Source organism: Rhodococcoides sp. S146-33 (assembly GCF_059489205.1).
The window spans coordinates 1,304,529-1,324,821 of record NZ_JCAJWY010000002.1 but is presented as its reverse complement, the minus strand read 5'-3'; the positions used below and the strand labels follow the sequence as shown (position 1 = coordinate 1,324,821).

The 20,293-nt window shown below is 65.2% G+C and carries 19 protein-coding genes; 6 read left to right on the top strand and 13 right to left on the bottom strand.

Translation table 11 applies throughout. The features are described 5' to 3' along the window. Positions 1 to 62 precede the first annotated feature (62 nt). Entirely contained in the window at positions 63 to 533 is a 471-nt protein-coding gene (locus tag AC5WEY_RS14740) for an OsmC family protein (RefSeq protein ID WP_495646381.1), read from the top strand. Then, on the top strand, positions 530 to 1,567 hold the full coding sequence (locus AC5WEY_RS14735; RefSeq protein WP_495646380.1) for a nucleoside hydrolase: 1,038 nt from the start codon (positions 530 to 532) through the stop codon (positions 1,565 to 1,567). Before AC5WEY_RS14740 ends, AC5WEY_RS14735 begins: the two co-directional genes overlap by 4 nt. 15 nt (positions 1,568 to 1,582) lie before the next feature. Here the strand turns inward: AC5WEY_RS14735 and meaB are convergent, their stop codons facing one another. The 3 genes from meaB to mutA are packed head-to-tail and all read right to left on the bottom strand — an operon-like array spanning position 1,583 to position 6,764. Then, complete coding sequence (gene meaB, locus AC5WEY_RS14730; RefSeq protein ID WP_495646379.1) at positions 1,583 to 2,602, bottom strand: methylmalonyl Co-A mutase-associated GTPase MeaB; 1,020 nt, start codon at positions 2,600 to 2,602, stop codon at positions 1,583 to 1,585. 2 nt (positions 2,603 to 2,604) lie between these two features. After that, on the bottom strand, positions 2,605 to 4,875 hold the full coding sequence (gene scpA / locus AC5WEY_RS14725; protein ID WP_495646378.1) for a methylmalonyl-CoA mutase: 2,271 nt from the start codon (positions 4,873 to 4,875) through the stop codon (positions 2,605 to 2,607). Next, positions 4,872 to 6,764 carry a methylmalonyl-CoA mutase small subunit gene (mutA, locus tag AC5WEY_RS14720; RefSeq protein WP_495646377.1) on the bottom strand — a complete coding sequence of 631 codons (1,893 nt, stop codon included), beginning with the start codon at positions 6,762 to 6,764 and terminating at the stop codon, positions 4,872 to 4,874. The genes scpA and mutA overlap by 4 nt, the downstream gene beginning before the upstream one ends. Positions 6,765 to 6,933: 169 nt before the next feature. On the opposite strand from mutA, the gene AC5WEY_RS14715 reads away from it, so the two are divergent. Genes AC5WEY_RS14715 through AC5WEY_RS14705 form a run of 3 tightly spaced genes read left to right on the top strand, consistent with a single transcriptional unit; the run spans position 6,934 to position 8,787 of the window. Further along, positions 6,934 to 7,650 (top strand): TVP38/TMEM64 family protein, encoded by a 717-nt coding sequence (locus AC5WEY_RS14715; RefSeq protein ID WP_057478713.1) that lies wholly within the window; start codon positions 6,934 to 6,936, stop codon positions 7,648 to 7,650. A gap of 31 nt (positions 7,651 to 7,681) precedes the next feature. Continuing rightward, positions 7,682 to 8,281 (top strand): hypothetical protein, encoded by a 600-nt coding sequence (locus tag AC5WEY_RS14710; RefSeq protein WP_057478712.1) that lies wholly within the window; start codon positions 7,682 to 7,684, stop codon positions 8,279 to 8,281. Beyond that, positions 8,278 to 8,787, top strand: a complete 510-nt coding sequence (locus tag AC5WEY_RS14705; RefSeq protein WP_495646376.1) for a hypothetical protein — start codon at positions 8,278 to 8,280, stop codon at positions 8,785 to 8,787. The genes AC5WEY_RS14710 and AC5WEY_RS14705 overlap by 4 nt, the downstream gene beginning before the upstream one ends. 13 nt (positions 8,788 to 8,800) lie before the next feature. On the opposite strand, the gene AC5WEY_RS14700 is transcribed toward AC5WEY_RS14705, so the two are convergent. Genes AC5WEY_RS14700 through AC5WEY_RS14690 form a run of 3 tightly spaced genes read right to left on the bottom strand, consistent with a single transcriptional unit; the run spans position 8,801 to position 11,285 of the window. Continuing rightward, positions 8,801 to 9,985, bottom strand: coding sequence for an SPFH domain-containing protein (locus AC5WEY_RS14700; RefSeq protein WP_057478710.1), 1,185 nt, complete (start codon positions 9,983 to 9,985; stop codon positions 8,801 to 8,803). A 4-nt stretch (positions 9,986 to 9,989) separates the two neighbouring features. After that, positions 9,990 to 10,421 (bottom strand): NfeD family protein, encoded by a 432-nt coding sequence (locus AC5WEY_RS14695; RefSeq protein WP_495646375.1) that lies wholly within the window; start codon positions 10,419 to 10,421, stop codon positions 9,990 to 9,992. A 54-nt stretch (positions 10,422 to 10,475) separates the two neighbouring features. Further along, entirely contained in the window at positions 10,476 to 11,285 is an 810-nt protein-coding gene (locus tag AC5WEY_RS14690; protein ID WP_495646582.1) for a DUF3097 domain-containing protein, read from the bottom strand. A gap of 76 nt (positions 11,286 to 11,361) precedes the next feature. Here AC5WEY_RS14690 and AC5WEY_RS14685 point away from each other — a divergent pair, with 76 nt between their 5' ends. Further along, positions 11,362 to 12,192, top strand: a complete 831-nt coding sequence (locus AC5WEY_RS14685; protein WP_495646374.1) for an Rv1486c family protein — start codon at positions 11,362 to 11,364, stop codon at positions 12,190 to 12,192. A 30-nt stretch (positions 12,193 to 12,222) separates the two neighbouring features. On the opposite strand, the gene AC5WEY_RS14680 is transcribed toward AC5WEY_RS14685, so the two are convergent. The 7 genes from AC5WEY_RS14680 to AC5WEY_RS14650 form a co-directional block, all read right to left on the bottom strand. Next, a complete protein-coding gene (locus AC5WEY_RS14680) occupies positions 12,223 to 13,305 on the bottom strand; it encodes a ferrochelatase (RefSeq protein WP_495646373.1) in 1,083 nt (360 codons plus the stop codon). Between the two features lie 103 nt (positions 13,306 to 13,408). After that, on the bottom strand, positions 13,409 to 14,233 hold the full coding sequence (gene inhA / locus AC5WEY_RS14675; protein ID WP_135045738.1) for an NADH-dependent enoyl-ACP reductase InhA: 825 nt from the start codon (positions 14,231 to 14,233) through the stop codon (positions 13,409 to 13,411). Between the two features lie 60 nt (positions 14,234 to 14,293). Continuing rightward, the gene (fabG1, locus tag AC5WEY_RS14670; protein ID WP_495646372.1) at positions 14,294 to 15,016 is read right to left on the bottom strand and encodes a 3-oxoacyl-ACP reductase FabG1; all 723 of its coding nucleotides are present in this window, start codon (positions 15,014 to 15,016) and stop codon (positions 14,294 to 14,296) included. A 66-nt stretch (positions 15,017 to 15,082) separates the two neighbouring features. Beyond that, positions 15,083 to 16,075, bottom strand: a complete 993-nt coding sequence (locus AC5WEY_RS14665; RefSeq protein WP_495646371.1) for a VWA domain-containing protein — start codon at positions 16,073 to 16,075, stop codon at positions 15,083 to 15,085. After that, entirely contained in the window at positions 16,072 to 17,070 is a 999-nt protein-coding gene (locus AC5WEY_RS14660; RefSeq protein WP_495646370.1) for a DUF58 domain-containing protein, read from the bottom strand. The genes AC5WEY_RS14665 and AC5WEY_RS14660 overlap by 4 nt, the downstream gene beginning before the upstream one ends. Next, entirely contained in the window at positions 17,067 to 18,329 is a 1,263-nt protein-coding gene (locus AC5WEY_RS14655; protein ID WP_495646581.1) for an AAA family ATPase, read from the bottom strand. The genes AC5WEY_RS14660 and AC5WEY_RS14655 overlap by 4 nt, the downstream gene beginning before the upstream one ends. 320 nt (positions 18,330 to 18,649) lie before the next feature. Continuing rightward, positions 18,650 to 20,179: an NlpC/P60 family protein gene (locus AC5WEY_RS14650; RefSeq protein ID WP_495646369.1), complete on the bottom strand. Its 1,530-nt coding sequence runs from the start codon at positions 20,177 to 20,179 to the stop codon at positions 18,650 to 18,652. Between the last annotated feature and the right edge of the window lie 114 nt (positions 20,180 to 20,293).

Genomic DNA, 20,293 nt, shown 5'->3' with positions numbered 1-20,293 from the left:
ATACGGACAGGTCTCCTCGTCGTGCGTATCGGCAGTGAAACAAGGCCTGGCACGATGGACAGATGCCCACCCACGACTACGCCCTCGCCGTGAGCTGGACCGGCAACCGCGGACACGGAACGGCGAGCGCAGCCGCATACGACCGCGATCATCTCGTCACAGCACCCGGCAAGCCCGATCTCCGGGCCAGTTCCGATCCAAGTTTTCGGGGCGATCCGGAGCGCTGGAACCCCGAGGAGCTACTCGTGGCCTCGCTGTCGAGCTGCCACATGCTGTGGTACCTCGGACTCGCCGCTGCATCGGGCGTGACCGTCACCGGCTACGTCGACTCCCCCACCGGGGTGATGACCGAGCAGTCCGACGGCTCCGGGCACTTCGTCGAGGTCACCCTCACCCCGGTGGTGACGGTCGCCGAGTCCTCGATGGTGACCCGCGCCGAGAAGCTGCACGCAGATGCCGCCGCCAAGTGCTTCATCGCCCGCTCTGTCAACTTCCCCGTACGCCACGATCCGACCACGAAGGTGGACGCATGACCGTACCGATGATCGTCGACGTCGACACCGGAATCGACGATTCGCTGGCTCTGCTCTACCTGTTGGCCAGCGAGGAGGCCGACATACTCGGCATTGCGTCCACCGCAGGCAATGTTCCTGTGAACCAGGTGGCCGCGAACAATCTGGCGTGGCTCGATCTGTGCCGCGCAGGTGATGTCGAGGTAGCGCTCGGCGCCCAGGTGCCGCTGGTAGCACCGCTGATGACCACGGAGGAGACCCATGGACCGCAAGGGATCGGGTATGCAGAGCTACCGGTCTCCCTTCGTCTGCTGTCATCCCGAGATGCCACCACGATGTGGATCGAGCTCGTGCGTTCACGTCCGGGCGAGATCACCGGGCTCGTTACCGGTCCGCTGACCAATCTCGCGTCGGCGATTCGCCGCGATCCCGAGTTGCCCCGATTGTTGAAGCGGTTGGTGCTCATGGGAGGAGCGTTTCAACACCAGGGCAACACGACGCCGACCAGCGAATGGAACATCGCGGTGGACCCGGAGGCAGCCGCAGAGGTGTTCGCGGCCTTCGACGGACTGCCTGCAGACCGTCGACCCATCGTCTGTGCGCTCGACATCACCGAGACCATCGAGATGACGCCGGAACATGTCCGGCGGCTTGCCGAACGGGCCGCGAGCTCTCCGGGCGAGGTGATCTCGCCCGACGATGCACCAGGAATTCGGTCGACCGCGTCGAATCCGATCGTTCGGCACTTCTCCGACGCGGTGCGGTTCTACATGGAGTTTCATCGCGACCACGATCAAGGATTCCTGGCGCACATGCACGATCCGTTTGCGGCCGCTGTCGCACTGGATGCGGATATCGCCACCTACCGACACGCGACCGTCGACGTCGAACTCGCCGGAACCCTCACGCGCGGAACGACGGTCGCGGACTGGCGCGGTATGTGGGGCAGGGACGCGAACGTGGCGATCGCGACACACACCGATCCGGAAGCGTTCTTCGACCGCCTGATCGATCGTGTCGGAGCTCTCGCCGCCCGGCTCTACCCCGCTGTGTAGCGACCAGGAATCGAATCAGGAATCGAATGCGTCGAGTAGCTCCTGGGCCGCGAGCGCGGCGGTCAGGGAACCGTCGCGCACCCGGGCCTCGACGTCGCCGCGGATGGCTTTGACGGAGGGATTCTGCGCCAGTCGGCGAAGCAGTTGGTCGTTGACCATCGTCCACGTCCAATCGACCTGCTGCTTTCGACGTTTCTCCGCGAATTCGCCCGCGTCACTGAGCACTTGCTGGTGGCGCAGCACAGTATCCCAGTACTCGTCGAGTCCGGTGCCCTCGATGGCACTCATCGTCAACACCGGAGGCTTCCAGATGGCGTCGTGCGGATAGATGAGCCGTAGGGCGCCCGCCAACTCCCGCGCGGCGTTCTTCGCGTCGGTCGCGTGCTTGCCGTCGGCCTTGTTGACAGCCACCAGATCGGCCAGTTCGAGAACACCCTTCTTGATGCCCTGCAACTGATCTCCGGTTCGTGCAAGCGTCAGGAACGTGAAGCAGTCGACCATGTTCGCGACCGTCACCTCCGACTGTCCGACGCCCACTGTCTCGACCAGGATGACGTCGAAACCGGCTGCTTCGAGCAAGACGATGGTCTCCCGGGTCGCACGCGCCACTCCGCCCAGAGTCCCTGATGTCGGAGACGGCCGAATGTAGGCGTTCTCCTGTACCGCCAACCGCGACATTCTGGTCTTGTCGCCCAGGATGGAACCACCGGTACGCGTCGACGACGGATCGACCGCAAGCACCGCGACTCGGTGTCCCTTCTCGATCAACCGCATCCCCAGCGCGTCGATGAAGGTCGACTTGCCGACGCCCGGCACTCCGGTGATGCCGACCCGGTGCGAACCACCCGCATCGGGCAGCACCCGCAAGAGCAATTGCTGCGCTAGATCTCGATGATCCGATCGAGTCGATTCGACGAGCGTGATGGCGCGTGCCAGGCCGGATCGTTCGTTGGCTCGGACCGATTCCGCGACCGCGTCGATGTCTATGGTGCGGCCCCTGCTCGAGTAATTCGTGTTGTCGTTCGGAGAAGCCATGTTCAGGCGTTGGCCTCGCGGGGTGCATGTCCGAGCGCAACCGACAGCTTCTCCACCAGCCCGATTGCAGCGTCGGCGATGACGGTACCCGGCGGGAAGATGGCAGCGGCACCGGCCGCATAGAGCTCGTCGAAGTCTCCGGGCGGGATGACGCCACCGACGACGATCATGATGTCCTCACGGCCGACGTCGGCCAGTGCCTGGCGCAGTGCCGGGACCAGCGTCAGATGCCCGGCTGCTAGGGACGACACACCGACCACGTGCACGTCGTTGTCGGCGGCCTGGCGGGCCACCTCTTCCGGCGTCTGGAACAGAGGGCCGACATCGACGTCGAAGCCGATGTCCGCGAACGCCGTTGCGATGACCTTCTGGCCACGGTCGTGCCCGTCCTGCCCCATCTTGCACACCAGGACGCGAGGCCGACGGCCTTCGTCCTCGGCGAACTGCTCGACCAGCGCGGTGGCGCGGGTGATGTTCTCGGATTTACCTGCTTCGTCGCGGTACACACCACTGATTGTCCGGATTTCCGCCTGATGGCGCCCGTAGACCTTTTCGAGCGCGTCGGAGATTTCGCCGACGGTGGCCATCTTGCGTGCAGCGTCGATGGCGAGAGCGAGCAGGTTGTTCTCCATTCCCGGCTGGTCCGAGGCCGCGGCTCGGGTCAGATTTTCCAGCGCGGCCTCGACATCGGCCGTGTTGCGCTCAGCCCGCAGTCGCTCGAGTTTCTCGATCTGCTCTCGGCGGACCTTCGAGTTCTCGACCTTGAGCACCTCGATGGTGTCGGGCTCGTCGGGCACGTACTTGTTGACGCCCACCAGGGGCTGACGACCGGAATCGATGCGCGCCTGGGTTCGAGCGGCTGCCTCCTCGATGCGCAGCTTGGGAATTCCCTCACCGATGGCCTGAGCCATTCCGCCCGCTTCCTCGACCTCGGCGATGTGCGCCCGGGCCCGATTCGCGAGCTGATGGGTGAGCCACTCGACGTAATGCGAACCGCCCCACGGATCGATCGGCCGAACGGTGTTGGATTCCTGAGCGATGAGCAGCTGGGTGTTGCGCGCGATACGAGCCGAGAAGTCCGTCGGCAGTGCCAGTGCTTCGTCCAGCGCATTGGTGTGCAGAGACTGGGTGTGCCCCTGGGTGGCGGCCATGGCTTCGACGCAGGTACGCGAGACGTTGTTGAACACGTCCTGGGCGGTCAACGACCAACCCGATGTCTGCGAATGAGTGCGCAGCGAACGGGATTTGGCGCTCTTGGGCTCGAATTGTTGGACGAGCTCGGCCCACAGCAGGCGCCCGGCGCGGAGCTTGGCGACCTCCATGAAGAAGTTCATTCCGATGGCCCAGAAGAACGACAGTCGCGGTGCGAACGTATCGATGTCCATGCCCGCGTCGAGACCGGCGCGGATGTACTCGACACCGTCCGCGAGGGTGTAGGCCAGTTCGAGATCGGCTGTGGCACCGGCTTCTTGGATGTGGTAGCCGGAGATGGAGATCGAGTTGTACTTCGGCATCTTCTCGCTGGTGTACGCGAAGATGTCCGAGATGATGCGCATCGACGGCTTCGGCGGATAGATGTAGGTGTTGCGCACCATGAACTCTTTGAGAATGTCGTTCTGGATGGTGCCGGCGAGTTTCTCCGGTCCGACGCCCTGCTCCTCCGCGGCGGCGACGTACAGCGCCAGGATCGGCAGCACCGCACCGTTCATCGTCATCGACACCGAGACGCTACCGAGGTCGATACCGTCGAACAGCTGACGCATGTCGTAGATGGAATCGATTGCCACACCGGCCATTCCGACGTCACCCTGCACTCGCGGATGATCGGAGTCGTACCCGCGGTGGGTGGCCAGGTCGAACGCCACCGACAGGCCCTTCTGGCCGGCCGCGAGGTTGCGGCGGTAGAAGGCGTTGGACTCGGCCGCGGTGGAGAATCCGGCGTACTGACGAATGGTCCACGGTTGGTTGACGTACATCGTGGGATACGGCCCGCGGAGGAACGGCGGGGCACCCGGATAGCTGTGCAGCGGATAGCCCTCGGCCTCCGCGGCGTCACGATCCGCCTCGGTGAACACCGGCTTGACGTCGATGCCCTCGGGGGTGGACCACACCACCTGCTCCGGGGTGTAGAAATTTGCCTTCGCGCCCTGCTCCACATGAGCGGTGACGTCCTCGGCCGACGGCGGCGATGGCGTCGGCTCGTCGGGATCGACCAGGGGCACGTCGGCAAAACTGCCGATGGTGTGCGAGATGCGGTTCTCGTCGGTCGTCACTTCGAGGCTCCCAGGGTGTCGAGAAGTTCGGTCAGCACCGCGATGGCATCGACCTTCGCGGTCAGGAATCCGTCCGGGCGCGACGCGCCGTCGATGCCGGCGAAGATCTTCTCGGGTCCGGCGAGCAGAACCCGAGAAACACCAGCGGCACGTGCTGCATCCACGGCTGTGGGGGCCTCGTCGGCGTATCGCTTGTCGGTACCGCACACCACGGCAACGGAGGCCTGGAAGGACTCGACCGCCGCGGCGATTCCGTCCACGGTCAGTGGACCTGGATTGACGGCCTCGATTCCGCCCGAGGCCATCATGTTCGATGCGAACGTCGTTCGGACGTTGTGTTCGGCGACGCTTCCCAGCGGTATCAGGAGCACGGTGGGCCGCGAATCACGCTCGGCCAGAAATGCATCCGACCGATCCCGGAGCGCCTCGAAAGCTCGGCCGTACCGGTGTACCGCCGCCGAGCCCTGCTGTGCGGTCTGCTCGGGACTCAGTGGAGCCTCGGCCAGGTTGGGAAATTCGTTGACACCGGTCAGTGGGGTGAGCCGGTGGGCGATGTCGGAATCGCGCTCTGCGCGGGTCTTCTCGATCGCCGCCACGAGAGAACCGTCGTCGACGGCGGCGCGGAATCCACCCGACGCTTCGATGGTCTGGAAGAACTCCCACGCCTTCGCGGCGACCGCGGCCGTCAGCTCCTCGATGTACCAGGACCCGGCACCCGGATCCAGCACCCGCCCCAGATGGGCTTCTTCGAGCAGCAGCAATTGGGTGTTTCTGGCGATGCGGGCCGCGAACGTCTTCGACACTCCCGCTGCGCCGCCGTGTAGCGCAGCGTCGAACGGCAGTACCGTCACCGAATCCGCGCCGCCCACCCCGGCACCGAACGACGCGAGAGTGGTGCGCAGCATGTTCACCCACGGATCTCGTTGCGACATCATCGCTTCCGAGGTCACCGCGTGCTGTGGAGCATCACCGGCGTCCGGGGCTCCACACACCTGCGCCACGCGCGCCCACAGTGTGCGCGCGGCCCGGAACTTGGCGATGGTCTGAAACTGATCGTCGGTGGCGGCCGATCGGAATTCGATCTGGCGCAGAGCATCCGAGATGCCGACGCCCGCGTTCGTCATGGAGCGGACGTACTCGAGCCCGGCGGCGATCGACGCACCGAGTTCCTGCGCGTCGCCGGCTCCGAGATTGTGGAAGACGGTGCCGTCGACGGTGATCGTACGAACCGTCTCGGCGCGGCCGATCGATTCGTGGACCAGCTCGAGCGCCTCGGCGAGCTCGATCGACTCGGTTCCGCTCAACTGTGCGGTCAAGGTGGACACTCCGAGTCGGACATCGACTGCGGCGCGATCGTCGATGTCCGCCGAGTCGAGCAACGAGAACACGGCCGCTGCCGCTGCGGCTGCATCGCTGCCGGCGTCGATCGTCAGCGGTGCGAGCTCGAGAAACACCCCACCGAGAGCCTCCGCAAGTGCGGCGGGGTCGACTCCGCGACGGCCAACCGTCAACCACAGAGCGCTGGTGCCGTTCGACAGCGAGTCGAGAATCTGGGTGTTGAGAACGGACGGGTCACCGTCGGCAGCGTCACGGGCAGTCGAGCCGTGCCGAGTGCACACCTTCCAACCTGCATTGACGTCGCGATGGGGATCACGACCCCGTACGTACGGAAACTGCCCCGGTAGAGGACCTTCCGGTCGCTCGTCGAACGCGGTGTACAACGGGGTAACTGTGATCCCGTCGTAGGTCGTGGAATCGAGAAGATGTTCGGGATCGTCGGGCAGATCGGCCACCTCGATCCTGCGGGACTTTGCCAGCACTCCGGCCACTGACTTCTGCCAGGCCGCATGAGCACTGCGTGCGGCATCTTCGTGCGACGCGATGGACACGTGTGCTGCTCCCTCGGTTCGGCGGGCAGTTCTACACCCGACTTGAAGTGATGCTAACCCCACTTCCTTGCAGGTTATCGTGAGGATCACCTCACGTTCGGTCGTACCGCCCGGTCGTCGAACTCCGAGATAGCGAAGGTGTCACCCTGCGCCGGTACGCTGGCCTCTCGTGACCCGGCACCTGCGCGACCTACGACTGATCGCGCTGCTGGCGGTGATCGTCGTCTTCGCCCTCGTGGCCGTGTTCGCTCCTCATCCGAGTGTCGAGCAGATTCGGCAGTGGGGAACAGCCGTAGGGCCTGCGTTTCCGTTGGCCTTCTTCGCCGTGCACGCGATCGTGACCATTGCGCCGGTTCCGAGAACCCTGTTCACACTCAGTGCCGGAGTTCTGTTCGGACCGTTGACCGGTCTGGCCGTCACAATCGGAGCATCGACGGTCAGCGCGATCTTGGCACTGTTGCTGGTCCGCGCGATCGGCCGCGAGGCCGTGGCAGCTCGAATGTCACACTCTGCCCTGGACCCGATCGACGACAGCCTTCGCCGAAGAGGCTGGCTGGCCGTCGGCTCCCTGCGTTTGATTGCGCCGGTGCCGTTCTCGTTGGTGAACTACGCCTGCGGTGTGTCGGCGGTGCGTCTCGTGCCGTTCGCCGTGGCGACCGCGATCGGCATGCTGCCGGGCACTCTCGGGATCGTCGTGATCGGCGGTGCCATCGGAGGTCAGACACATCCGGTGCTGCTGGTGCTCTCGGCGGTCTGCATCGCAATCGGACTGAGCGGGCTGGTGGTGGACTGGCGGCTCTCGCGCGGCTCGAAGTCCGAGCCGGTGCCTGCCTGTAGTCGGCAGGGCGAGAACCTTGACTCCGGTGAATCAAGCCTTGAAGCTTGACTGGCTTGAATCAACGACCTAGCCTTGTCCAATGTTCGTTCTGACCGTGGATCAACGTAGAAGCAGACGCGATATCGATCGGGTGCCCGAACTGCTCGAACGCTATCGCGACCACGGGCTGATCCGTTCCTTCGAGCGCACCGCAGGAGACGAAGTCCAAGCCGTGTGCGAGGACGCCGCCACCGTCGTGTCCATCGCGCTCGAATTGGTATCCACGCCACGGTGGAGCGTGGGAATCGGCATCGGTTCCGTCGAGCTTCCGCTACCGGAAACCACGCGAGCCGGGCGTGGCCCGGCTTTCGAGGCAGCTCGAGACGCTGTGACCAGGGCCAAGGGTAGTCCCGCCGCGCTTGCGGTCTCCGGTCCCGAGCCCACTGCCGCCGAAGATGCCGAGACGGCGTTCACCCTTGTCGCCCTGCTGATCGGCCGTCGCTCGGACCACGGCCGCGAAGCGGTTGCACTCATGACGGGCGGATTGTCGCAGACCGACGCGGCAGAGCGGTTGAAGATCAGCAAACAGGCCATGTCGCAACGGCTCTCCGTCGCCGGCTGGCATGTGGAGAACGCCGGCCGTATCCTCGCCGCGCGATTGCTCGACACAGCGAACAGAACAGGAAGTCAAGGGACATGACCGTCGTCAGCCTCGTTCTACTGGCACTGGCTGCACTCGCCGCCGTCGTCCCTGCCGGTAACGGCGTCCGTCGGTGGCTGCCCACCGCGGCTGCATCGGCTCTGCTTGCAGTGGCCGCAGTCCTGGCATCCGTCGCCGGTCCGGCCCTCGGTTTCGGCCATGCCGTCGGAATCGTCCTGAGCGTCGTTGCCGCGGCCCTGGGCGGAACTGCCATGGTGCCGACCGTATTCAGAGTTGCCCGCCGCAGCAGCGACTCGACCGGCGATGATCCGGTCGAGCCGCTGCGTGGTGGACTGACCATCGGCGTCCTCGAACGCGTCGCCGTGGCCGTGTCGATCCTCGCCGGGTGGCCCGAAGGGATCGCCATCGTGCTGGCCGTCAAGGGACTCGCGCGCTACCCCGAACTGCGCGAGTCCCATGCTTCCGAACAATTCATCATCGGCACTTTCGCCAGCGTCCTGTGGGCACTGGCAGCTGCCGGAGTCGGAACTGCCCTGGGGAGCTGATCGACTGCGGACGTCAGCGTTGCTCCGGCTCGGCTTCCGGTGATGCAGACAAGGCACCGATGTCGATCCCCTTGGACAGCTCCGGGGAAGCAGCCAGCGACGTGTCGACCGGCTTGCGGGCGACGGCCTCCGCTGCTTTGACAGCCTCGGCGACCGCTGGATCGGTCTTGGTCTCGAACCATTCGGCAACCTCGTCCGAGTCGTCCTCGGGCTTGGGCTCGTTGCCCGCCGACTCGTTCGGCTCGTATCGGAACACGCCGTCCTCGCCGGGCGCACCGAGTGTCTTCGCGAAGCCCTTCAGAGCATCGCCGAAATCGCTCGGGATCATCCACACCTTGTTGGCGTCGCCCTGCGCCATCTGCGGCAGAGTCTGCATGTACTGGTAAGCCAGCAGTTCCGGCGTCGGCTTGCCCGCCTTGATGGCACCGAACACCTTCTCGATCGCCTTGGCCTGGCCCTGCGCTTCGAGGTACTTCGCAGCACGGTCGCCCTGCGCCCGCAGGATGCGGGATTGCCGCTCGCCCTCGGCGGTGAGAATGGCCGCTTGCTTGCCGCCCTCGGCTGCGAGAATCCGGCTCTGCTTGTCGCCCTCGGCCGTCTTGATCGCCGATTCACGGTGGCCTTCGGCGGTGAGAATGGTTGCGCGCTTCTCGCGGTCCGCCTTCATCTGCTTCTCCATCGACTCCTGGATCGAGGGCGGCGGATCGATACTCTTGAGCTCCACTCGGGCGACTCGCAGTCCCCAGCGACCGGTTGCCTCGTCCAGCACGACGCGGAGCTGACCGTTGATGGAATCACGCGAGGTGAGCGTCTCTTCCAGCGTCATTCCGCCCACGACGTTACGCAGCGTGGTGGTCGTCAACTGCTCGACGCCGACGATGTAGTTGTTGATCTCGTACACGGCCGATTGCGGATTGGTCACCTGGAAGTAGACGACGGTGTCGATGGACACCGTCAGGTTGTCCTTGGTGATGACCGGCTGCGGGGGAAACGACACCACCCGCTCGCGCAGGTCGACCTTGGCACGAATGCGATCGACGAAGGGTACGAGAAACGTGAGCTGACCGGACACGGTGCGCGTGTAGCGGCCGAGCCGCTCGATCACGGCTGCCTCGGCTTGCGGGACGATCGAGATGGACTTGGCCATCAACACCGCGACGAACACGACGATGACAGCCAGTGCGATGAGTGCTTCCACGTAGCTACGGTCCCTTCCATACGACGGCGGTGGCGCCGTCTATCTGCATCACGGTCACGGTGGTACCGGGGGCATAGACCTCGGTCTCGTCGAGTGGACGAGCGGTCCACACCTCACCACCGAGCTTGATCTGGCCTTCGTGGGCAGTGACCTGCTCGAGCACCACGGCACTCTTGCCGGGGAGTGCTGCCATGCCCATCGGGGTATCGGGCGGATTCGCGAAGCGCCGCAACAGAATCGGTCGCAATCCGAGTACCAGCGCCAGCGATAGGACACCGAAGACGATCGCGTCGGCCCAGACCGGGAAATCCGTCAGAGCAGACACACCGGCCGTACCGAGGGCACCGCCGGCAATCATCAGGAGAAAGAAGTCACCCGTCAGTGCCTCGGCACCAGCGAGTACCACTGCCGCTATGAGCCAAATGATCGCTGCCACAGCCTCCATCCAAGCACGAATCGGACAATTGCCGGTGCGTTGCTGGACACAGCCTTACTCGGTCACGAAGTCCACCAATTGCTCGACAGCGCCGATCAACGGTGCCTCGAGATCCCGAAAGCTCGATACCGACGAATACACGCGACGCCACCCGTCCCGCGGACTACCCCATCCCAGCTCTCTACAGATACCGGTCTTCCAGTCCTCACCCCGCGGAATCCTCGGCCACGCAGCAATACCCACGGCGGCCGGCTTGACCGCCTCCCAGACGTCGATGTACGGATGACCCGTCACCAGCACGTGCTTGCCCAGCGACGTCGTCAATTTCGACTCCTTCGAGCCGGTCACCAGATGGTCCACCAGAACGCCGACGCGACGCCCGGGACCCGGACCGAAATCGGCCAACCGCTCCCCCAGATTGTCCAGGCCCTCGAGATGCTCGACGACCACTCCCTCCACTCGAAGATCGTGTCCCCACACACTTTCCACGAGGGCCGCGTCGTGCACCCCCTCGACCCAGATCCGGCTCGCGCGGGCCGTCCGTGCCCGCAGCCCCTCGACTTTGGTGGACCCGGAGGCGGATCGCGTCTGCTGCGGTGTCGCAGCAGCGGGCTTCGGACGCACCAGGGTCACCCGACGGCCGTCGATCAGGAACGCCGCTTCCCGCAGAGCGAACAGACGCGTGGTGCGGGCACCGTCTTCCAGTCGCACGAAGTCTCCGTCGTAGGTGCGCTCGAATCCGACCACCGCACCGCAGTAGCCGGTTCCGGCGTCCTCGACGACCAGTCCACGCTCTGCCGGAACCTCCGGCGCCGGGACTTTTCGCATCCGACTGTGCCCTTTGAGAATGTCTCCGCCGTACATGTCGTTCACGGCGGTCAACGCTAGCGACACCTGCGTCCCGAGCACGGTTCGCCACGCCGACCTATGCTCGTGAGTCGTGTGTTCTTCGAGTGCGAGTCTCGCCCTGTGGGCCAGTTCCTGGCTGGCCGGTGCCAGCTCACCGGACGACGTCATCGACGCCATGTCCGAGTGGGCCCCGATGCATCTGGTGGGTGCGGGCGATGCGGGCGCGGCCGAGACCTTCGGACTGCAGCGTCCCGGTTACGCCGAAGGAATTGCAGGCATGTTGCAGGCGATCAGGGTGGCAGCCGGAACGGAGGCACGGTCGGCGATCGGCGACGACCGAGTACGACTCGTACTCCCCGCTCCCGGTGCCGTCCACGGGTTGCCCGCGAACACCGACTTCTCGCGAGCCGCACTGAACACCGGGCAGGCGGTGATGGTCGGCACGTCCGGCAGCCTCGGAATCGGGTTGGTGCCTGTTGTCGAGGGGCCGGATGTGCTGCGCTGGACTGTGTACTCGATCCCCGTCCCCGAGCACGGTTATCGCGATCAAGGCCTGGGCGAGGCGGAATACGAGATGCGAGAGGCCGTCCGGGGTGCAGCGGACGCGCTGGCACAGATGCAGTCGCTTCCCACTCGAACCCTCGAATCCGATCCGCGCACCCGAATCGCGTCGCTCATCGCCGACGCGGCCCGGCATCGCTACCCGGCCGAGATGTCCGAGCGGGCGTTTCGGGTACTCGAATCTGCAGACAGGGTGGCCGCAATTCTGACCGTGGCAGCCGAGTCCGCCCCGTCGGAAGCCCCCACCGCGTCGGCAGCCGCGGCGCGTGAGGAATTACTCCGACCGCTGTGGGCTGCGGTGCGAATCGCGCGCACGATCGCCGTCGCGACGAGCATCGAAGCGGCCATGCACTCCGCCTGATGCACTCCGCTCGATGCCCGTCGTGTGGCACTACCGAGTAGCGGCTCCGGCGGGACGAGTGGGCCGGGTCGGCTGCTCGCAGCATCCGACGGCGCAGCGATTTCCGTCCAGCGTCGAACCGTAGCCCGGCACCCGTCCGAGCCCGCGACAGTCGGCACCGAGCCGGTACTCGTCGACGAGTTCACGAATCATTCTCGGAAAGCGCGCGTCAGAACCGGGAGTTCCGGCGCGGGCGAAGGCGATCCCGAGTTCGCGAGCCTTCTCCTCGGCCTCGGTGTCGAGATCCCACACGACCTCGAGATGGTCGGATACGAATCCGATCGGACACACGATCACCGACTCGACCGACCGAGCCGAGAGCGCTTCGAGGTGGTCGCAGATGTCGGGGTCCAGCCACGGAACCTGCGGCGGTCCCGAACGCGACTGCCACACCAGGTCGTAGTCCTCGATACCGGACGCGGCCGCAACGAGCCTCGAGGCCTCGGCTACCTGGCGACTGTAGAGATTCCCGCCATCCTCGGGCGGGCCTGCGTTGGCGTCGGCGGCAGAGGGAATGGAGTGCGCGGTGAACACCAGACGCGCATCCGATCGATGCTGCTCGGGCAGTGAAGCTCGGGCAGCAGCGACGGCATCGGTGAAGGCGTCGACCATGAGCGGGTGGTCGTAGTACTGCCGGATCTTGAGCAGGTGCGGAGCGTCGTCCCCCACCGACGCACGGGCCCTGGCGATGTCCTCGTGGTACTGCCTGCACCCGGAATACCCGCCCCATGCGGAGGTCGGGAACACCAGGGCGTTGTTGATGCCGTCCGCCTTCATCGTGGCAACGGTGTCCTCGATCATCGGATGCCAGTTGCGGTTTCCGAAGTAGATCGGCAGATCGATTCCAGCCGAATCGAATTCGGCCTGCAATGCCGCGATGATGTCGCGATTGAGCTCGTTGATCGGTGACACGCCACCGAAGTGCATGTAGTGCTCGACGACTGCGTCGAGGCGTTCGGGCGGCACACCGCGTCCGCGAGTGACGTTCTCGAGGAACGGGCGAACGTCGTCGGGCTTCTCCGGTCCGCCGAACGAGAGCACCAACAGTGCGTCGAAATCTCCAGGGGTGGTCATGAACCCATTGTGCCCCTGCCTCAGTGGGACACCGGCAGGGGCACAAATCGACCGTCGAAACCTTCGGTGAGCGAGCCCACGTCGGGTCTCGCTCACCGAAGGGTCACATGTTTTCGGGCAGGTACGTGTTGTGGCTCGCTCCACCGTCGACGTACACGATCGACCCGGTGGTTCCGGGCAGCCAATCCGACAGCAAGGCGACGATCGACTTCGCGACGACTGTCGGATCGTTGACGTCCCACCCGATGGGAGCCGCACCGTCCCAGTACACGTTCAGCTGGTCCATCTTGGCCGCATCACCGGTCGCGGTACCCGCAATCGCCTTCGCGGCCAGAGTCCTGATCGGTCCTGCGGCAACGAGATTGGAGCGGATGCGCTTGGCTGCGCCCACTTCCCGTGCCACGTAACGGTTCACCGATTCCAGGGCGGCCTTGGCCACACCCATCCAGTTGTAGTACGGCATCGAAGTGCGGGGATCGAAATCCATTCCGACGATCGAGCCGCCCTCGTTCATGACCGGGAGTACGGCGCGCGCGAGCGACGCGTAACTCCACGCGGAGATCTCGAATGCCCTCGCGGCATCGGGGCCGGGGCCTTCGAGGAACGGCTTGGCATCCGGTCCCATCAGGGTGCGGGGTGCGAACGCGATGGAGTGCAGAACTCCGTCGATTCCCTCGGGGGCCACTTCGCGCACCCGATCCGCCAACGCGGCGAGGTGCTCTTCGTTGGTGGCGTCGAGCTCGATTGCCGGGGGCACCTCCTCGGGGAGGCGTTGCGCGATCCGGTCGATGAGCCGGAGCCGATCGAAGCCGGTGATGATCACCTTGGCACCCTGCTCCTGCGCCATGGCTGCGGCGTGAAACGCGATCGACGCGTCGGTGATGATGCCGGTGATGAGAATGGTCTTGCCTTCGAGCAATCCGCCCATAGTGCTGTATTCCTTAATTCGGAGGTGTACGTCTATCGAAATCGTTGTGCGAGTAGGACTTCAGTGCCCCATACCCATACCGCCGTCGACAGGGATGACCGCGCCGGACACGTACGACGAGTCCGGTCCGGCAAGGAAGCTCACCACCGCCGCAACGTCCTCGGGCTGACCGAGACGCTGCAGGGGGATGTATTCCTTCGCCTTGCCGCGCAAGTCGTCGGAGAGTTCTGCCGTCATGTCGGTTTCGATGAACCCCGGGGACACGACGTTCGCCGTGATGGAACGCGAACCCAGTTCCCTCGTGATCGATCGAGCCATTCCGATGACTCCTGCCTTGGACGCCGCGTAGTTGATCTGACCTGGTCCGCCGGCCATGGCCACCACAGAACTCAGGAAGATCATTCGGCCCCAACGCGCGCGCAGCATGGCTCGGTTGGCGCGCTTGGCGACCCGGAAAGCTCCGGTGAGGTTCGCATCGATGACGCGCTGGAACTGATCCTCGGTCATCCGCATCAGCAACGTGTCGTCGGTGATGCCCGCGTTGGCCACAAGAACTTCGACGGGCCCCTGCTTCTCCTCGACCTCCTTGAAGGCAGCGTCCACCGAGTCCGAGTCGGTGACGTCGCAGACGACTCCGAACAGACCGTCGGGCGCTCCCGATCCGCGGTGGGTGACGGCCACCTTGTGGCCGTCGGCTTGGAGACGCTGGGCAATGGCCAGACCGATACCCCGGTTACCTCCGGTGACGAGTACCGATCGCGCGATGAAGTCAGGTGTGGACATGCCTAGCAACCTATCTGTTCGTCCTGGAATGACAAAGCGAAACTTACTCGTGAGTAATAACAGCGATCACGGCAACCGTTGCCGCAGCACCAAAGCCGATCCCAAGCCCGACGAGATGAACAGGACACCGAGAATCAACCACGGACGGGACGCGTCCCCGCGAGTGATCTCGAAACCGATCTGTTCCTCGAGGGTGTCGTAGACATCTCTGAGATCTTCGAGCGACGACGCGGTGAAGAAGCTACCGCCGGAGAGAGTCGCAATCTCCCGCAGGGACGGATCATCGACAGGTACCGGCACCCGTTCGACGCCGGCCTCGTCCTCGATTTCAACCGAGCCGTAGCTCGTGCCGAACGAGATCGTGGAGATCGGTACGCCTTTGTCCTTGGCTGCCCGCGCTGCGGTGTACCCGCCGCGCGGGTCGTCGAGGTTCTGCGGAACGGTCTGCTTGCCGTCCGACAGCAGCACGATGCGTGCCGGAGGTGCTGCGTCACCGCCGCCGAGTATCGCTCCGAGAGTGTCGATCGACTGCAGCGACGTGAAGATCGCCTCCCCGGTGGCCGTTCGCTCGCTGAGCTGCAACTTGTCGATTGCGGACTTGGTTGCTTCGCGGTTGGCTGTGGGAGACACCAGAACGGACGCGGTGCCCGCGAATGCGACCAACCCGAGGTTGATTCCCGGTGTCAGACCGTCGGCGAACGACTTAGCGGCTTCCTGAGCGGCGGCCAGACGAGTCGGCTCGACGTCGGTGGCCTCCATCGACAGCGAGACGTCGATCACCAGCATGACGGTGGCCCGGTTGCGTGGGACGCGCTCGTCCGCCGTCGGACCGGCCATCGCAATGGTCAGAAACAGCAGACCGACCAGCACCAGCGCGGTGGGTAGGTGTCGTAGACGATTCGGCCGAGCGGGGGCTACCGACTCGAGCAGTTCCATGTTGGAGAAGCGAAGAACGTGCTTCTGCTTGCGCCGTTGGACCCAGACGTAGCCGACGGTCAGCGCGATGACGACGACGAGAAAACCGAGCCACCACGGCGAAGCGAAATCGGTCAGGCTCATCGCGTACCCGCCCGAGCGGTATTGGTGAAGCCGGATCCGATGGTGTGCCTGCGCGCAGTGACGAACCGGACGACGTCGGCAATCCAATCACCGTCGGTACGCAGTGTCAGCCGGGGAGCTCCGCAACGCCGCAGCGCCTTCTCCACGTCGTCGCGATGCGCTGCCGCGGCACGGGCGAAGTCTGCGCGCAACCGAGGCGTCGTGCTGAATTCGCGAGTGCGGCCGGACTCCGGATCGTGCAGCACCACGTCGCCGACGTCGGGTAGTTTGAGGTCGCGCGGGTCGAGTACCTCGACCGCCAGCACGTCGTGTCTGGCCGAGATGGCGCGAAGTGACCGTTCCCAGTCGATGGGGCCGAGGAAGTCGCTGATCACCACAGCCATACCGCGACGGCGTTCCGGCCGCCGCAGAGCCTCGATGGCCGCTCGAAGATCACCACGGACACCATCCTCGGCCGAGGGCGTCGTGGCGATGGCACGCAGCATCGATTGGGTGTGCACGCGTCCACCTCGAGCGGGAATACGAGTGGTGCTGGCACCGGTGGCCACCACCGCGCCGATCCTGTTACCGCCGCCGCCCGACAGATGCGTGATGGCTGCCGAGGCCGCCACGGCCAGATCGCGCTTCTCGCACCCGGTGGTGCCGAAGTCGAGGCTGGCCGACAGGTCGACCACCAACCAGGTCTCGAGCTCGCGATCGGCCACGGATTGGCGCACGTGCGGATGCGTCGTGCGTGCAGTGACCGACCAATCCATCTGGCGGACGTCGTCGCCGGGCTGGTACTCCCTGGCGTCCCCGGGCTCGGAACCAGGACCAGGAATCAGCCCCTGATGATCCCCGTGCAACACCCCGTCCAGCCGGCGGCGAACCGTCAGCTCCAGGGTCCGCAGCGCTGCGGCCAACTTCGGATCACGAAGCTCACCCGAGCGGAACGACGGCGGCCGCGAAACGACGGTACCGCCGGAGGACACGGGAGCGGTGTCGGATCCGCTCACTGCCCCGGCGTACCGATCGACGATCCGTCACCCGACGGCTTCTGCAGCGAAGGTGCCGGCTGACCGTACTGACCGCCGCCCTGTGGAGGCTGCTGATCTCCTGGCTGCTGCGGTAGCGGCGGTGTCTGGCCTTGACCTGGAAACTGGCCGGGAGCGGGAAACTGGCCGGGAGCGGGGTACTGCCCCTGCGCCGGATACTGCCCCTGGGGTCCGGCCTGACGGCCGTCGAAGTGCGGGCCGTCCGGACCGGCTCCGTTGCTCTGCGGCACCGGCACCGCCTGAGGTGACACCTGAGGCAACCCGACAGTCTGCAACACGCGGGAGATGACGGTCTCGGGAGTCACCTCGTCGGCGAGGGCGTCGTAGGACAACACGAGACGATGTCGAAGCACATCCGGGATGACCTCGAGTACGTCCTGCGGCACCACGTAGTCGCGACCTCGGAGCAGAGCGAGAGCACGCGACGCCGCGATGATGCCGAGTGTCGCGCGCGGTGATGCACCATAGGCGATCCAGCTGGCCACGTCGTCCAGACCGAACTGCTCGGGCGTACGCGTGGCGGCGATGACCCGAACGACGTAGTCGACCAGCGCATGGTGCACGAACACCGAGCTGGCCAGATTCTGGAGCCGAACCAACTCGACCGGATCGAGGATCTGCTTGGGCTCGGGTGCCTTGATGCCCATGCGATAGACGATCTCGCGTTCTTCCTCGACCGTCGGGTAGTCGACGACGATCTTGAACAGGAATCTGTCGCGCTGGGCCTCGGGAAGGGGGTACACGCCCTCGTTCTCGATGGGGTTCTGCGTTGCCATCACCAGGAACGGATCGGGCATCGGGAAGGTCCGGCCACCGATGGTGACATGACGTTCGGCCATGACCTCGAGCAACGCGGACTGCACCTTCGCCGGCGCGCGGTTGATTTCGTCGGCCAGGACGAAGTTGGCCACGACAGGACCGAGTTCGGTGTCGAACTCCTCCCGGCCCTGACGGTAGATTCGCGTTCCGACGAGGTCGGTCGGGACCAGGTCAGGGGTGAACTGGACTCGCGAGAAAGATCCGCCCACGACGCGCGCGAACGTCTCGACGGCGAGTGTCTTGGCGACGCCCGGAACGCCCTCGAGCAGTACGTGTCCACGGGCGAGCAATCCGACCAGAATGCGCTCGACCAGGCGGTCCTGACCGACGATGACGCGTTTGACCTCGTACACGGCCTTCTCGAGAAGCTGGACGTCCTCGGCCAGAGTCGGGCTGTCCACCCGCTTCGGCTCCCCACCCTGTGGATCACGAGTCGAGGTCTCGACGTGGGCCGACTCCTCGTCGTTCGAAATCCGGCCGTCACGTGATGTCACCAAGAATTCACCGCTTTCAGTCGATCATGGTCGGGCGCGTGTCGATACCGCCACGATCAACTATTCCAGGTGATCGCCGAGCGCGCCGAAAGGCACCCCCGGCGAGATGCCGGAGTGGAGCCTGCGGAACGACTCGAGAGGCCGGAGTGGAGCCTGCGGAACGACTCGAGAGGCCGGAGTGGAGCCTGCGGAACGACTCGAGATGCCCGACTGGAGCCTGATCGTGCTCAGGACACCATGCGCACTGCGTAGGGAGTCATGCCGCTGTATCGCACGTCGGAGACCTTGACCACCGAACCGGACTGCGGCGCTTCGAGCATCTTGCCGTCGCCCAGGTAGAGCGCAACGTGCTGGCTGGCGTTCGGACCGTAGAAGATCATGTCGCCGCGCTTCATGTCCGAGGAGGGCACTTGCTTGCCTGCGGTGTACTGATAGCCGGTGTAGTGAGGCAACGAGATACCGAGGCCGGCGAAGGCGTAGATCATCAGGCCGGAGCAGTCGAACCCGACCTTGTTGTAATCGCCGTAGCTGTCCGCGACGCCGCCGTCCCTGATGCCCTTCGTCGGACCGTTCTCGTCGCCGCCGCCCCAGGAATACGGCACTCCCAGTTGACTCATTCCGCGGTCGATCGCCAACTCGACGGCCGCGCTCCCGGTGACCGACGGTGTCGTGGACGTCTTCGGTTTGGTCGGTGTCTTCGGTTTGGTGGGCGTGGTCGGTTTGCTGGGTGTGGTCGGTGTCGAGCTGTCCGAATCGGTCGTCTCGCTCGAATCCTCGTCCACGTCCACGTGCGAACGTTGGCCCTCGGCAATGGCTGCCGCGCGCTGCTGGGCGGCGAGATTGGCCGACACTCGGGCTGCTGCCTGAACAGCAGCTTCTCGCGCCGCAGACGCCGCGGCGGCTATTGCCGCATCCTCGGCTGCCTTCTGCGCTTCCCAGTCGCCGTACGCCGCTCGCTGATCCTGCAGACCAGCAACGTTGCTGCGCGCGGAGTCGAGCTCGGTCTGCGCAGCGTCACGCTGAGACTCGATGGCTGCTTTCTGATCGGCCTCGGCCTGCAGAGCAGCTTGTGCCTCGGCGATGGCCTGCTCGGCCTCGGCTTTCTTGGCCTCGGCTTCCGATGCCGCAGCGTCTGCCTGCTGCTTCGAGTCCCGTGCCGCAGAATCGCGATTCGCTTGCTCGGTCCGAGCCCGCTGTAGCCCGTCGAGCACCGCGTTCTGGCTGTTGGAGAGAACCTTCAGTACTTGGGCCCGATCCAAGACGTCGTCGGGGCCGCTCGAACCGAGGAACGAGGCCATCGACGCAACGCCGGAACCCTGCGTGTAGCTGGACTTCGCGAATTCATCGAATTTGCGCTGGGCTGCCTGAATCTGGGTTCCGGCATCGGCCAGTGCCTGCTGTGCTGCACCGACGACCGCGGCAGCGACATCTGCGGCGTCGCGCGCATTCTGCAGGTCGACCAGGGCCTTGTTGACGCCTTCTCGCTTCGAGGCAACCTCGTCGTCGAGACGAGCGAGCTGCTGGTTGGCCGACGCGATCGCGTCGATCAGCTGACCGACCTGGCCCAGGCGGGAATCGACAGCACTTCCGGCGGCAGCGAGGTCGCTGTCGGATGGGTTCGGCGGCGGCGGTGGTACCGCGGCGGCAACTCCGGGAAGGGTTGCCATCAACGCGATGACGAGGCCGGCACCTACCAGCACGAATCGGGTACGGACGAGCGCTGCACGGCGGGTGGCGCGGACTGGACGTCGGCTCACGAATATCTCCCTCGGGTCCGGCATTCAGTCAGGTCCGAGTCGAACCGTCGTGCCGCCGAAGTGCTTACCGTTCCCACCCCGATCGCAGGGACGGTGAGCGCTGTCGCCGGGCGG

What these genes read in the sequence shown, in the direction of transcription:
- AC5WEY_RS14740 (WP_495646381.1), top strand. Translation starts at nt 63, where the DNA reads ATGCCCACCCACGACTACGCCCTCGCCGTGAGCTGGACCGGCAACCGC.
- AC5WEY_RS14735 (WP_495646380.1), top strand. Translation starts at nt 530, where the DNA reads ATGACCGTACCGATGATCGTCGACGTCGACACCGGAATCGACGATTCG.
- meaB (WP_495646379.1), bottom strand. Translation starts at nt 2,602, where the DNA reads ATGGCTTCTCCGAACGACAACACGAATTACTCGAGCAGGGGCCGCACC.
- AC5WEY_RS14710 (WP_057478712.1), top strand. Translation starts at nt 7,682, where the DNA reads ATGTTCGTTCTGACCGTGGATCAACGTAGAAGCAGACGCGATATCGAT.
- AC5WEY_RS14705 (WP_495646376.1), top strand. Translation starts at nt 8,278, where the DNA reads ATGACCGTCGTCAGCCTCGTTCTACTGGCACTGGCTGCACTCGCCGCC.
- AC5WEY_RS14690 (WP_495646582.1), bottom strand. Translation starts at nt 11,285, where the DNA reads ATGTACGGCGGAGACATTCTCAAAGGGCACAGTCGGATGCGAAAAGTC.
- AC5WEY_RS14680 (WP_495646373.1), bottom strand. Translation starts at nt 13,305, where the DNA reads ATGACCACCCCTGGAGATTTCGACGCACTGTTGGTGCTCTCGTTCGGC.
- inhA (WP_135045738.1), bottom strand. Translation starts at nt 14,233, where the DNA reads ATGGGCGGATTGCTCGAAGGCAAGACCATTCTCATCACCGGCATCATC.
- fabG1 (WP_495646372.1), bottom strand. Translation starts at nt 15,016, where the DNA reads ATGTCCACACCTGACTTCATCGCGCGATCGGTACTCGTCACCGGAGGT.
- AC5WEY_RS14665 (WP_495646371.1), bottom strand. Translation starts at nt 16,075, where the DNA reads ATGAGCCTGACCGATTTCGCTTCGCCGTGGTGGCTCGGTTTTCTCGTC.